The sequence below is a fragment of the Paenibacillus sp. FSL E2-0177 genome (assembly GCF_037992975.1).
Taxonomy (GTDB): Bacteria; Bacillota; Bacilli; order Paenibacillales; family Paenibacillaceae; genus Paenibacillus_AQ; species Paenibacillus_AQ odorifer.
Window position 1 is genome coordinate 6,635,352 of sequence record NZ_CP150307.1, and the last position, 12,991, is coordinate 6,648,342.

The following is a 12,991-nucleotide window of genomic DNA, read 5'->3' on the forward strand; positions in this document are numbered from 1 at the left end:
CGTAAGAAATAATGAGGAACCATACAATGATGCAGTTTTTTGAATGGCATGTTGCTGCGGACGGGAAACACTGGGATCGCTTAAAAGAAACTGCACCCGCGCTAAAAGCCGTAGGCATTGATTCTGTTTGGGTACCTCCTGTGACAAAGGCCGTCTCCGCTGACGATACAGGCTATGGCGTGTATGATCTATACGATCTGGGCGAATATGACCAAAAAGGTACGGTACGCACCAAATATGGCACCAAACAAGCACTGATCAACGCAATTTCGGAATGTCAAAAGAATGGCATCGCCGTTTACGTTGATTTGGTGATGAATCATAAGGCTGGCGCGGATGAAAAGGAAGTATTCCAAGTCATCGAGGTCGACCCCAATGATCGGATGAAAGAAATTTCGAAACCTTTCGAGATTGAGGGCTGGACAAAATTCACCTTCCCTGGCCGCGGGAATGAACACTCTGCCTTTAAGTGGAATCACAATCATTTTAACGGCACTGACTTTGACGCCAAAGAAGAGCGAACCGGCGTATTCCGTATAGTAGGCGAGAATAAAGCGTGGAATCAGAATGTTGACGACGAGTTCGGAAACTATGATTATCTAATGTTCGCTAATATTGATTACAGCCATCCGGAAGTCAAAAAAGAAATGATCCAATGGGGAAAATGGCTGGTGGATACCCTCCACTGCAGCGGCTTCCGCTTGGACGCCATCAAACATATCAACCATGAGTTTGTTAAAGAATTCGCGGTAGAGATGTTTAATAAATGCGAGAAGGATTTCTATATCGTCGGTGAATTCTGGAATTCCGACTTAGAGTCCTGTCGACAATTTCTGAATACCGTCGATTATAAAATTGACCTCTTCGATGTATCCCTTCACTACAAGCTGCATTCAGCTTCTTTGGAGGGCAGAAACTATGATCTGACCAAAATTCTTGATGACACACTGGTGCAGACCCATCCCACCAATGCTGTAACCTTCGTTGACAATCATGATTCTCAGCCTCACGAAGCCCTGGAATCCTGGGTAGATGATTGGTTCAAGCAAAGTGCTTACGCGCTTATCCTGCTGCGACGGGATGGATATCCTGTGGTCTTTTACGGGGATTATTATGGGATCGAAGGACCAACACCTGTAGCAGGTAAAAAAGATGCGATTGACCCTCTGCTGTATACCCGCTATCACAAAGCTTATGGTGAACAGAAGGATTATTTCGATCATCCTAACACGATTGGCTGGACACGGCTCGGCGTGGAGGATATTGAACACTCCGGTTGTGCGGTTGTGATCAGTAATGGTGAGAATGGCCAGAAGAGAATGTTCGTAGGAGAACATCGCGCCGATGAAGCATGGGTGGATTTCACCCATAACCATAAAGCCACCATAACCATTGAAAAAGATGGTTGGGCGACCTTCCCGGTCAATGGCGGCAGCGTCTCCGTCTGGGCTTTGCCAGATGCAGAAGCTGACAAGAAGTAAACCTGATTAAAAAGGTGCCCAACGCCGTTTGGCGTTGGGCACCTTTTTTTAGTTATTCGTTTTATGCTCCGGATGGCGGGATACAAGCCTCACCAGATCCAGCGTTAAGACGGGTAATGTTAGGGACGCTGGATAAGCTAAGTAACGCGGCTCCCACTCTGGATTGAACTTTTCCTTGTAACGACGCAATCTGGCAAAACCGTAACCATGCCCATGCCCACCTCTATTAAACACTTGATGAGCCAGCTTCTCCTCCTTCAGAGCTCCGGGGTCCTGACCCCCACTGGATGATAGAGGAGTGTTGCCTAGATTAAATCGCCGATACCCCTTGGACTTCGCCCATTCCAGCATACAAACCAATAAATAATCTACCGTCCCGTTTGGCACATTCTTCCGCTGACGCAACAAATCTACGGACAGGGTCAATCCTTGATCATACCCTGGGGCAATAGAAGCAAATGCCAGTATTGTACCTTTGGTGTTCCGCAGCACCACAATGGGAGCCCGTTGCAGATACTCGACCTTAAACCACCCTAACGAATAACCCTTTTCCGCTCGGCCATTCAACCACTCGTCCGAAATCGTTCGCAGTTCTCTCAGCAAACTATCAGCATGCGGCGCTTCTGTAATTTCAACAATCATGCCTTCCCGTTCAAAACGATCGCTTACCCTTTGCAGATCACCATTCTTCAGATCACTGAGTGCAAAGTTATCAAGGCTTATCACTGCCTCTTCACCCAGCTTAAAAAAGCGATAGCCCTGCTCCTGATAGACCGATAAAAAAGCAGGTGAAGCTTGATAGAAAACTACAACCAGACCATACTGATCTGCAGCTTGTCTAAATTCACTGATGGCTTCACTTATTAAGCTGCTCTCTCCCAGCGGATCACCCAGCACAACGAGTTTATCCCTAACTCTGGCGAAAGCGAGCAGCACTTTATCGTTCTGAGCCCAGAAGAAGCCCTTATCACCCAAAAACAACGTATGAGTTAAGGTATTGCCTCGAACTCCATCTAGAAAATGTTTCAGCTTAGCTACATCCAAGGTCCCGAACAGCTCGTTCTCCTTATGATGGGGCCTGAGGTTTACCCACATTATGAGCAGTACCCAAGACAAGACCAATCCTCCCACTGCCGTAAATGCAACATGACTATATCGCTGCAACCATTCAGGCTGTACTCCCGGAGGCAGATGCTTCAGAAATCCACGATGTACATAACAGCCCATCAGATAGTAGCTTAGTGCAATTACTGAAGTGAGGGCAAACCACCGGATCGCGCTCTGTCTGCTGATTGGCGCACTAATCCGATAAAACCGCGATCTGGATATCCAAAGAATAAGCGCTACTATAAGTAGCAAAAGCGCCTCTTCATAATCAAAACCCTTAGTGACTGCAAACAATGATCCAATAAACAGAAGTATGCTAGTCCATACATATGCACTATGGACCCGCAATGTAATGCCCCGCGACAATAAAATCAGCATAAAACCAATAAGTACAGACAGATGATGAGAAAGCTGCATTACCGGAAACGGCAATATTTCCTCCGTAATCTTCAACCTATACAGCAATCCGGGTACTGCTGCAGATAGTAAGAGAATAAGCCCGCTAGCTAGTACCAGCTTACCAAGAGCCCACATCCCAAGATCGCTCAGAAAGGTATACTGACCCGGCCAGCCCCAGATCTTCTGCCATTTGTTAAGAGAGGGTTCGAACCCTGGAACTGAACGATCTTGATCCTTTTTTCCTTGCAGACCAATTTCCAGTGCAGCCAGCACCAATCCAATCAACCAAGGAATGACATAATAAAACAATCGAAAGATGACAAGCACCGCCATCGCCTTATCGGTCTGGTAGCCAAGCTGTGTCAGCCCGAGCAAGGCGATAAGGTCAAATGCACCGATACCGCCGGGTGCCATACTCAAGATTCCGGCAATAGCAGCAATCGTAAATATACCAAAGATAGCTATAAAATGGACCTCATCCAAGAGATGGCTGCTGATGGTCCAAAACGTCACGCCAGCAAAGCTCCATTCCAGAAAGGAAGCACCGACGGAGTTAACGACTGTAAGCCATGATGTTCTGCCTTTTCCCCGGTTAATCCATTTCGCATAAAGCGATGAGCGCTGCACAAACACAAAAACCGGCAAATAAAGCGCCATACCCCATACTGCAAATACCAGCCAGCGATGTTCTTCCAGCAAAGCCGTTGCCGGGAGTAAACCAAAGATATTCGCCCATGAAAGTAGTGATAACCCGGTAATCATAAGCGGCGAAAGAAATACAATGGCGGGTGTTAGCACGGAGGTCGGCACTCCGCTTTTTTTATACAGCAGCGTCCTTAAACCAACTCCAGCCAGACCTGCAAACCCAATCAAGTTATTAAATGTATTAGCAATCCATGCATACCGAAAGGTACTCCACAGCCCTACTTTTAAACGAAAATGTGCCCGAATCAAATAATCATAAGCACTCATCACAGCTACGGAAAGAAGTGAAAAACCAATCATTTGCAAAATAGCAGACGTAGGTACTCGCCTTAGTTCACGCATTATAAGTCCTAAATGAACCTGCTTCAGCTCATGTTGCCCCTCCCAGTATACGAACGCTATGATAGCCACTGGAAAAAGAGCTCTGACCGCCCGGATCCGATAGATAGATAAGATCAGTCTTACAATTTTGAATCTTTCTAATGTCTGTTGCTTTGAATGCATGAGCCCACCTGCCTTTACCGCTGACACACGTTGTGCTAGACAATTTTTACAACTAGTCCATTATAGCAATTCTTGGAATAGAAGACCCGTGATAATCAACACCTACTCTATTAGACTGCCAGCAAATCCCTAACCCCTGCAACAGTTAAAGATTTTTTGGGAAATGAGGATAAGCATAGTTAATATATTACGAAGCTGGACAGATCAATATGACGGAACTTTATTTTAGGGGTATCTTTCTAGTATTGGCCAACAATGTGATAAAAGAACATTTAAATTGTAGTCTAAACTTAAAAATACATAACAAAAAGGACATCCCTCACGGCAAAGGATGCCCTTTTTGTTATGTAACACGACTTAGTATGGTTTATACACGAATATCAAATCTGCCTTGGCTATTCGTTGTTGCGGTAGCGATTTCTTGCGGGCTTGCCGCAGCAAGCGCGTTGTTTGCAGGTTTGGCAGGTGCTTCTGCACTACTGCTTGCAGCGGAAGCACTGCTCTGCGACTTCTGGGAAATTTGTGCCTCGATTTGCTTGATCTGCTGCTCAATTTGTTTCGTTTTCGTTTCTTTGGTCTTCGCGTCATCCGAGCTGGCATCAATCTTGTCCAATTCGGCTTCCAGCTTCGCTTTTTGTTTCTCGAGCGCGCTGGTATCTGTAGTACTAGACGTCGAGGCAGTATACGATGTAGAACCTGAGACTGCGGATATACTCATAATCATCCCTCCCTTCCTTACCTCCAATATAATCCTTTTGCAGATAAGGAACGTTAAAACCCGCTGAAAGTTTGCTGAAAGTATTGCTCTCTTTCAAGGTTATAAGGATAAGCTGTCAACAATTGGAATTCCCCCGTTTGACCAATAGAAGATAAGACAGAATAGAGAGAACACCCGTACAGGCAATCACAATCGCCATTGGAAGGGCTGAATCTACGCCTCCAAGACCCACAAGCGGTGCTACACAGCTACCAAGCAGCAACGGGATCAGCCCTATCAAAGCCGAAGCGCTGCCTGCGGCTTCTCCTTGGTCCTGCATTGCAAGTGAGAAGCTGGTTGCGCCGACAATCCCCACACTGGAGACAACAGCGAACAGACAGATTAGAATAGGAATCAGCCCTCCCCCTATCAGGATCGTAAGCAGCAGCAAGACGCCCCCCATTGTACAGAGCAGCAACCCGCTAAGCAGTAGCTTCGTCTCACTCACCTTACCAGCAAGTCTGCCGGCAATTTGACCTGTAATAATAATCCCAATCCCGTTCACAGCAAAGATCAAGCTATATACCTGCGGAGTAACCGCAAAAATATTTTGCAAAACAAAAGATGACCCAGAGATATAAGCGAACATAGACGCTGTAACAAAACCTTGGGACAAGGCATAACCCATAAACTTGCGGTTGCCAAGTAACACCTTAAAGGTAAGCAAAGTACCCTTCAACCCACTCTTGGAGCGCCGCTCCTTCGGCAATGTCTCAGGCAAGCGCAGGAGAATCGTCAAGCAAAAAATAATTCCGGCAGCAAATAATACGAGGAATATCCCCTGCCATGTAGTCACTCTTAAGAGCTGGCCTCCAATGACTGGAGCCAAAATCGGACCCAGACCATTAACAATCATCAATAAAGAGAAAAATTTCGTTAGTTCAGAGCCACTGTACAGATCACGCACAGCCGCCCTAGAGACAACTACACCCACTGAACCAGCAAGACCTTGAATAAACCGCAAAACAATTAAAAGTCCAATCGAAGGACTAAAAGCACATAGCACTGAGGAAACGGCATAGATGAACATCCCTATAAGCAGTGGACGGCGACGTCCATATACATCACTCAGTGGTCCAGCTACTAACTGACCCGAGGCCAGTCCCAATAAAAAGAAGGTGAGACTTAGCTGCACCAAAGCAGCTGTCGTACCGAAATCGTCGACAAGTGTAGGCAGTGCTGGCAAATACATGTCAATCGACAACGGCCCAATGGTTGTAATGGAGCCCAGAATAACAGCAAGTTGCAATCTCTGCTTCCTTGAGGGTCCATCTACAGCAAGTTTATTAGCATTTTGCATTCCAATCATGATCCTTACGTCAACCTTTCTAAAGCAACCCGGGGGCCTTTTTTGTATTCTTCATACTAACGTAAAGGAACTCAAATGATCAATCCTTTTATAAGGCCTCATTCGGGGCTAATAACTTAAAAATAACCGCCAAAAGGCGGTTATCCTAATTGTTTTATGCATTTTGAGATGTGCTAAACCCCTGTAGCCAATCTTTGGCGGCTTCGGCTTCCGCCCTACTCAAGCGGTGACCTTGATTGCCCCAATGGGTTGTAACCTCAGCGCCTGCTTTCTGCAGAATCCCCTCTAGCTCCTGAGTTTCCGTAGATGTTATTAGCGGATCATTCGTACCTGCCCCAATAAAGATAGACACCCCTTCTAGAGAAGGAAGCTCCACATTGCGTAATGGCACCATCGGATGCAACAGCACTGCCGCGCGGAAAATGTCCTTATAATGAAACAGAAGGCTACCAGCAATGTTTGCACCGTTAGAGTAACCAACCGCTACCAGATTATTGGCATCAAACCCGTATTTCTCTGCCGCCTCATCCAGAAACTGCTTAATCTCATGGGTACGGAAAACTAAGTCCGCTTCATCGAACACTCCTTCTGCCAGCCGACGGAAGAATCGTGGCATGCCATTCTCCAGCACATTGCCCCGTATACCTAGCACCGATGAATCTGGGGATAACATCTCAGCCAGCGGCAGCAAATCCTGCTCATTACCACCTGTGCCATGAAACAACACTAATGTAGGTTTAGTTATATCTTTACCTTTACGGAATACATGAATCATCCCTGCTTCACCTCAATTTCTCTTACTTGAATAGGCGTTAAGTTTTCTTCGATGGCCGCGCGATGCGGCTCAAACCAGGACGGCAGCATCAACTTTTCACCCAACGCATCTGGGGCTTCATCACGGGCAAAACCTGGAGGATCTGTAGCGATTTCGAACAGGATTCCTCCTCTTTCACGGAAATAGATCGCATTAAAATACTGACGGTCTTGAACGGGTGTAGGTCTATGCCCATGACTCTGTACATGGCGCGACCATTCCAGTTGCTCTGCATTATCCTTTGCCCGCCACGCGATGTGATGAACTGTCCCTGCACCTCCCGCTCCGAGCGGAACGGGTGATGTCTTCAAATCAATAATATTACCTAGCTCCCCATTGGTTCTATAGCGAGTATATCCATCTCCGTCAGCAATATGTTCCATACCCAGCGTATGAACAAGTGTCTCGGCTGTTTGCAACGGATTGCTGCTATACAGCACAGCCCCGCCAAAACCTTTGATCGCGTATTTAGTAGGAATCCCACCAAAGGACCACTTACTGAGCGGGCCTTCCTCACGTTCCACCAGTTCAATCCGCAGACCGTCGTAATCGGCAAAAGATAAATAGGGTTCCGAGATCCGACTTCCTTTTGTAACCGAAATTCCGTATTCAGCAAGGCGTTGTTCCCAGAATTGCAGAGCACCGACCGGCACTGCGTAGATCGTTACGCCAACTTGACCACTGCCTATTCTGCCTCTACGCCCTACAGGTGAAGGGAAAAATGTAATAATCGTTCCCGGCGAACCCTGCTCATTCCCAAAGTATAAATGATAGACCTCTGGAGCATCAAAATTAATCGTTTTTTTCACGAGCCGTAGGCCCAGAATCCCGGCGTAGAAATCAACATTGCGCTGAGCGTCTCCGACAAAAGCTGTAATATGATGTATTCCTGCAGTTTGAAGTGTCATTATTATAAACTCCCTTCTTAGTTAAAAAACAATGCATCTAGAGAAATCGAACCTGGTCCCGTAAGCGCCACACCTACCGCAAATACCAAAACCGTGAGTGGAAACTCAATTCCGTTCGAAGTGGACCAGAAACCATTTGGAGCATGAACCTTAACGATTGCCCCCAGCATCGTGGCAGCGATTAACACCGCTGCAACAGGCGTTAACAGTCCTGCCGCGAACATAAATCCGCCCACCAGCTCCATAATCCCTGCTAAAATCGCCATAGTCACACCCGGTTTGATTCCGATGGACTCCATCCAGCCTCCCGTACCCTTCGGACCGTATCCTCCGAACCATCCAAATAGCTTTTGTGCGCCATGTCCTATAAAAGCAAGCCCAATCACCAATCTCATTAATAACAGTCCTACACTTATCATTTTTACCTTCCCCTATTCCTTTGATTTAATTATCTTAATGTTAAGATATTGGGTAAAAAAGAGCGCCCGGCGAACCGGAATAACCTATGGGCTGCTCTCCTCTTCCCTCTTCTATCTACAACTCGGAGGCGTTAAACGTATCGCCGCCCTTAATCGTACCCGAGTTAAAACCTTTGTAGAACCAGCGCTTTCTCTGCTCTGAGGTACCGTGAGTGAAACTATCCGGCACTGCATAGCCCTGAGCTTGCTTCTGAATCGTATCATCGCCGACGGCGCTTGCAGCTGCCAGAGCTTCCTCTAAGTCGCCTTCCTCCAGCAGATTCATACCCTGAGCATGATTGGCCCAGACACCGGCGAAATAATCAGCCTGCAGCTCAAAACGAACCTGATATTTGTTGTACTCCTTCTCACTCAACGTCTGGCGAAGGGAATCGAGCTGTTTCGAGGTGCCTAGTAATGTCTGTACATGATGTCCAACCTCATGGGCAATGACATAAGCCATGGCGAAGTCGCCCGGCGCGTGGAAGCGTTGCTGCAACTCATCATAAAAGCTCAGATCAATATACAGTTTGGCGTCACCCGGACAGTAGAAGGGACCAACTGCCGAGGTGGCTGTTCCGCAAGCAGAGTCTACACTCCCACTGTATAGCACTAAGGTGGGGTCCGTATAGGTCATTCCCTGCTGCTGAAAAATCTCACCCCAAACCTCCTCTGTGTCGGCAAGAACTACCGATACAAACTCCGCAAGCTCTTGCTCCTCTGCGGTCTGTTCATAAGGGGCCGTTGAACTGGAGCCTGTGGAAGTCAAACTTCCCAGGATATCCCCGGCATTGCCTCCACTGAGTAACGTGATGACCAGGACAAGGATAATTCCTCCGATCCCGCCACCAATCATCTTGCCGCCGCCGCTCATGCCTCTGCGGTCCTCCACGTTCGAACTCCCTCTTCTTCCCTGCCATTTCATGGCCAAGCCCCCAGTCGAAATATCAGGTAATCTTAAGTACATGGCTACCTGGCTTCGTTAAGTTAAATATCTTATTAGTGATATACCCAAAAAAGCAGGGTTTCACTTATACTTACTGGAGTTGGGAGAATGAGGATGGAGCCGAACTACTTCCAACCTTATAGAAGCGCCTAGTTATTCGTCATGTTCGCAGCGCCTATACACCTTTGCCAAGCTTTTTCATTAATTCGATAGCCTGGACTTTCTCTTCCTTATCTAATCCACCCATCAAATCATGAATTGAGGCTACATGACGAGGGAAAATCTCATCAAACAGTTCACGGCCTGCATCCGTAATCTCCGCATAAGTAACGCGGCGATCCTCGCTACAGGGTACACGTTTCAGCAGTCCCTTTTTCTCCAACTTGTCGATATTATAGGTAATGCTTCCGCTCGTAACGAGAATTTTCTCCCCAATCTGTTGCAGCGGAATCCGCGTTCTATGGTAAAGTACCTCAAGCACCATGAATTCAGCCGAAGCCAAGCCATAACTCTTCATATCCTTCACCGCATGATCCATTAGGCTTTTATAAGCCTTAGATAAGACTACGAACAATTTCAGTGAGGCGGCTTGTTCTTCGTCAGGTGCACTCTCTGTATTACGCAGATTTATTTGATTATCACTCATCAATTCCACCTCCACTTCAATCAAACTTGTATTCAATCCATTTATTTGTCTTTATGTTAAGTATCTTTAATTTAAGATAACTATACGACTTCCCATCCTCCTTGTCAACCTCATCGCTAAAAAAGTCACTTCCGTCTAGAGACCGGTAAGTTTTCCTTTGACACTTTACAGGGAGTGATAAAAATCACCCCAAGTTTGACCTGACCTATAAAAGGGCGTATTCTTGTCTTTACGAATGACTCTTTAGTAAGCGATTTCAATACCCTAAAGGAGGCGACCTGATGAGTTCGTTCAATCCAACCCCTACCGAAGAAGCTATGGAGGGGCAGGCTGGAGCACGACGCGTGCTGATCGTGACAGCCGTAGACGCGGAGCGTGACGCGGTCCTGCGCGGCCTGCAAGGCAGCGACAGGTTCCATGTTATCGCTGCCGGCGCAGGGCCGGCAGCGGCGGCGGCGGGAACCGCCGCGGCACTCGCAGCCGGTTCTTACGGCTGCGTATTGAGCGTCGGGATCGGCGGCGGATTCCCGGGGCTGGCGCCTTTAGGCTCGCTGGTTGTAGCCAGCGAGATGATTGCCGCCGACCTCGGGGCCGAGACGCCGGAGGGCTTCCGCAGCGCTGCCGAGCTCGGCTTCGGCAGCGTGTCCGTGCCGGCTGACCGCGGCACGGTGCAAGCGGTTTCGGCCGCGCTGGCTGCGGCCGGGTTACCCGTAAGCACGGGCACCGTGCTTACGGTCTCGACGGCGACCGGCACCGCGGAGACGGCCGCCGCCCATCTCGCGCGGCATCCCCATGCCGTCGCGGAAGCGATGGAAGGCCACGGAGTTGCCGTGGCCGCTCAGGCGCTGGGGCTCCCGGTACTGGAGCTCCGCGCCATCTCGAACCCGGTCGGTCCCCGCGACCGGGCCGCTTGGAAGATCGGTGATGCAATGGAAGCATTAACGGCGGCAGCCGCTATATTACTGGAGGTGCTGTAATGACAACTGAGCTTAATATCGCTTTTTCCCCTTGCCCTAACGATACCTTTGTATTTCATGCCTGGGCGCACGGGCTTGTCCCGAATGCACCTAAGCTGAATGTAACCTATGCCGACATTGATATTACCAATACGCTGGCTGCTGACGGAGAAGGACCAGAAGTCCTCAAAATCTCCTACGCTGCTCTGCCTTGGGTTCTAGAGCGGTACAAACTGCTGCCATGCGGCGGCGCTTTAGGACGCGGCTGCGGCCCGCTGCTGCTTACAGCAAGTGGACCCCATGCGGTCAAACGCCCAGAAAAGCTAGCCGGACGCCGGATTGCTGTACCTAGCGAACGCTCTACGGCTTATTTGCTTTTCCGATTATGGGCAGCACAAAATGTAACTGGAGGCATCGGCGAAATAGTCGTAATGCCTTTCGATGAGATTATGCCTGCCGTACGGGATGGCCATATCGATGCAGGGCTGGTAATTCACGAAGCCCGCTTCACTTACGCCTCTTATGGTCTTAATATGCTGACTGATCTAGGCAGCTGGTGGGAAAGCGATACCGGACTGCCCATTCCTCTCGGCGCTATCATTGCCCGCCGTGATTTAGATGCCGATGCTATCACCAGCTGGATTCGCAGCTCTCTTCAGTATGCGTGGGATCATCCAACGGATTCCAGAGACTATGTGCTTAGCCATGCTCAAGAGTTGGCTCCTGAAGTGGCTAAATCCCACATCGATCTCTACGTGAATGACTTCTCGATGAATCTGGGTGATGACGGCTATGCCGCAATCTCTGCCCTGCTTAATCGTGCTGCGGCAGAAGGACTTGTGCCTGCAATCGATCCAGCACTGCTTCTTTAGCATTTACCAGATAGTTTAACAATCCCCGGCCACACCTATAAGGTGTTCTCCGGGGATTTTATTTATTCTACGTAGCCTTCCAGCCAGACATTATTTGGCTTATCGAACCAGTGATTATACAATAGACCTATAAACATGATCTATGAGGGAGGATCACATGATACCTGAAAAAAACAGCAAACAAAACATCGACCGCTTTTTGGGCTTTCAAAATGAATATGACCGCTACCGTCCCGAAGCCCCTGAGATGATTATCAAATTGCTAACAGATTACCTAGGTACCACCCCTTCACTCGTCGCAGATATAGGCTGCGGTACGGGTTTGTCTACTTTTCTCTGGAACGATGTCGCAGAACGCGTAATCGGTATCGAACCCAATCCAGATATGTTGGGAAAAGCAATCGATAAACTTAGCAGATTAGAAGAACCCCAATCAATTACTTTTGTGCAAGGCTACTCTAACCAGCTTCCGCTTGCATCAGATAGTGTAGACATAGTTACCTGCTCGCAATCATTCCACTGGATGGATCCTGAAAGTACACTGCAAGAAATCTCCCGGGTCTTAAAAAAAGGCGGAGTCTTTGCCGCCTACGATTGCGATTGGCCTTTATCTCTTCAGCAAAATGTAGAAGAACGATACAACCAGCTGATCTCCAAAACAGAAGAATTGCTGGCTTCGCTTTTACCTAATGAGGAGAGAGCACATAAATGGGACAAAGAAGGTCATTTGTCACGGATCAAAGCTAGTGGGGCCTTCTCTTTTGCCAGAGAAATCGTATTCCACAACCTAGAGTCCTGCGATGCCCAGCGATATATTGGTTTAACCCTAAGTCAAGGGGGAGTGCAAACCGTAATGAAACTAGACGCTACCTTGCTTGAGCAAGACATCGCCGATTACACCGCCGCAGTTGAACAGCATTTTAAAGGCAGAACATTAGAGGTTCTAATCAGCTACCGAATGAGAATCGGCATCAAATAATCTTCGATCGCAACCAAAAACGCCCCGCCCCCTCATATGAGGAGTTCGGAGCGTTTTCTTCTTTTTTATTTAACTTCTTCCATGAACCCTGAGGTTCTCCACGATCACTATTGCTCCTAATACTTTCAGCAACAGGTTACGCACTTTATG

Annotated in this window: 12 protein-coding genes; 4 read left to right on the forward strand and 8 right to left on the reverse strand. The window is 48.0% G+C overall.

Annotated features, from left to right (window positions below):
• Positions 1 to 8: 8 nt before the first annotated feature.
• Positions 9 to 1,481, forward strand: coding sequence for an alpha-amylase (locus tag MHI25_RS29515; protein ID WP_076124041.1), 1,473 nt, complete (start codon positions 9 to 11; stop codon positions 1,479 to 1,481).
• 48 nt (positions 1,482 to 1,529) lie between these two features.
• Here MHI25_RS29515 and mprF read toward each other — a convergent pair whose 3' ends face one another.
• From mprF to MHI25_RS29555, 8 genes are all read right to left on the reverse strand, one after another.
• Positions 1,530 to 4,196, reverse strand: coding sequence for a bifunctional lysylphosphatidylglycerol flippase/synthetase MprF (gene mprF, locus MHI25_RS29520; RefSeq protein ID WP_340394721.1), 2,667 nt, complete (start codon positions 4,194 to 4,196; stop codon positions 1,530 to 1,532).
• Positions 4,197 to 4,563: 367 nt separating this feature from the next.
• Positions 4,564 to 4,914, reverse strand: a complete 351-nt coding sequence (locus MHI25_RS29525) for a FlxA-like family protein (protein WP_076303563.1) — start codon at positions 4,912 to 4,914, stop codon at positions 4,564 to 4,566.
• 115 nt (positions 4,915 to 5,029) lie between these two features.
• On the reverse strand, positions 5,030 to 6,253 hold the full coding sequence (locus MHI25_RS29530; protein WP_076303642.1) for a multidrug effflux MFS transporter: 1,224 nt from the start codon (positions 6,251 to 6,253) through the stop codon (positions 5,030 to 5,032).
• 163 nt (positions 6,254 to 6,416) lie between these two features.
• Positions 6,417 to 7,037: an alpha/beta hydrolase gene (locus tag MHI25_RS29535; RefSeq protein ID WP_076305811.1), complete on the reverse strand. Its 621-nt coding sequence runs from the start codon at positions 7,035 to 7,037 to the stop codon at positions 6,417 to 6,419.
• The gene (locus MHI25_RS29540; RefSeq protein WP_076305812.1) at positions 7,034 to 7,984 is read right to left on the reverse strand and encodes a ring-cleaving dioxygenase; all 951 of its coding nucleotides are present in this window, start codon (positions 7,982 to 7,984) and stop codon (positions 7,034 to 7,036) included. Before MHI25_RS29540 ends, MHI25_RS29535 begins: the two co-directional genes overlap by 4 nt.
• Positions 7,985 to 8,001: 17 nt before the next feature.
• The gene (locus MHI25_RS29545) at positions 8,002 to 8,403 is read right to left on the reverse strand and encodes a DoxX family protein (protein ID WP_036682076.1); all 402 of its coding nucleotides are present in this window, start codon (positions 8,401 to 8,403) and stop codon (positions 8,002 to 8,004) included.
• 115 nt (positions 8,404 to 8,518) lie between these two features.
• A complete protein-coding gene (locus MHI25_RS29550) occupies positions 8,519 to 9,367 on the reverse strand; it encodes a neutral zinc metallopeptidase (RefSeq protein WP_038573724.1) in 849 nt (282 codons plus the stop codon).
• Between the two features lie 196 nt (positions 9,368 to 9,563).
• The gene (locus MHI25_RS29555; protein ID WP_312149354.1) at positions 9,564 to 10,034 is read right to left on the reverse strand and encodes a MarR family transcriptional regulator; all 471 of its coding nucleotides are present in this window, start codon (positions 10,032 to 10,034) and stop codon (positions 9,564 to 9,566) included.
• A gap of 281 nt (positions 10,035 to 10,315) precedes the next feature.
• On the opposite strand from MHI25_RS29555, the gene MHI25_RS29560 reads away from it, so the two are divergent.
• From MHI25_RS29560 to MHI25_RS29570, 3 genes are all read left to right on the forward strand, one after another.
• Positions 10,316 to 11,011: a futalosine hydrolase gene (locus tag MHI25_RS29560; RefSeq protein ID WP_081383981.1), complete on the forward strand. Its 696-nt coding sequence runs from the start codon at positions 10,316 to 10,318 to the stop codon at positions 11,009 to 11,011.
• On the forward strand, positions 11,011 to 11,862 hold the full coding sequence (locus MHI25_RS29565; protein ID WP_076181962.1) for a 1,4-dihydroxy-6-naphthoate synthase: 852 nt from the start codon (positions 11,011 to 11,013) through the stop codon (positions 11,860 to 11,862). The genes MHI25_RS29560 and MHI25_RS29565 overlap by 1 nt, the downstream gene beginning before the upstream one ends.
• A gap of 157 nt (positions 11,863 to 12,019) precedes the next feature.
• Positions 12,020 to 12,841 (forward strand): class I SAM-dependent methyltransferase, encoded by an 822-nt coding sequence (locus tag MHI25_RS29570; protein WP_076181960.1) that lies wholly within the window; start codon positions 12,020 to 12,022, stop codon positions 12,839 to 12,841.
• The last annotated feature ends 150 nt before the right edge of the window (positions 12,842 to 12,991 follow it).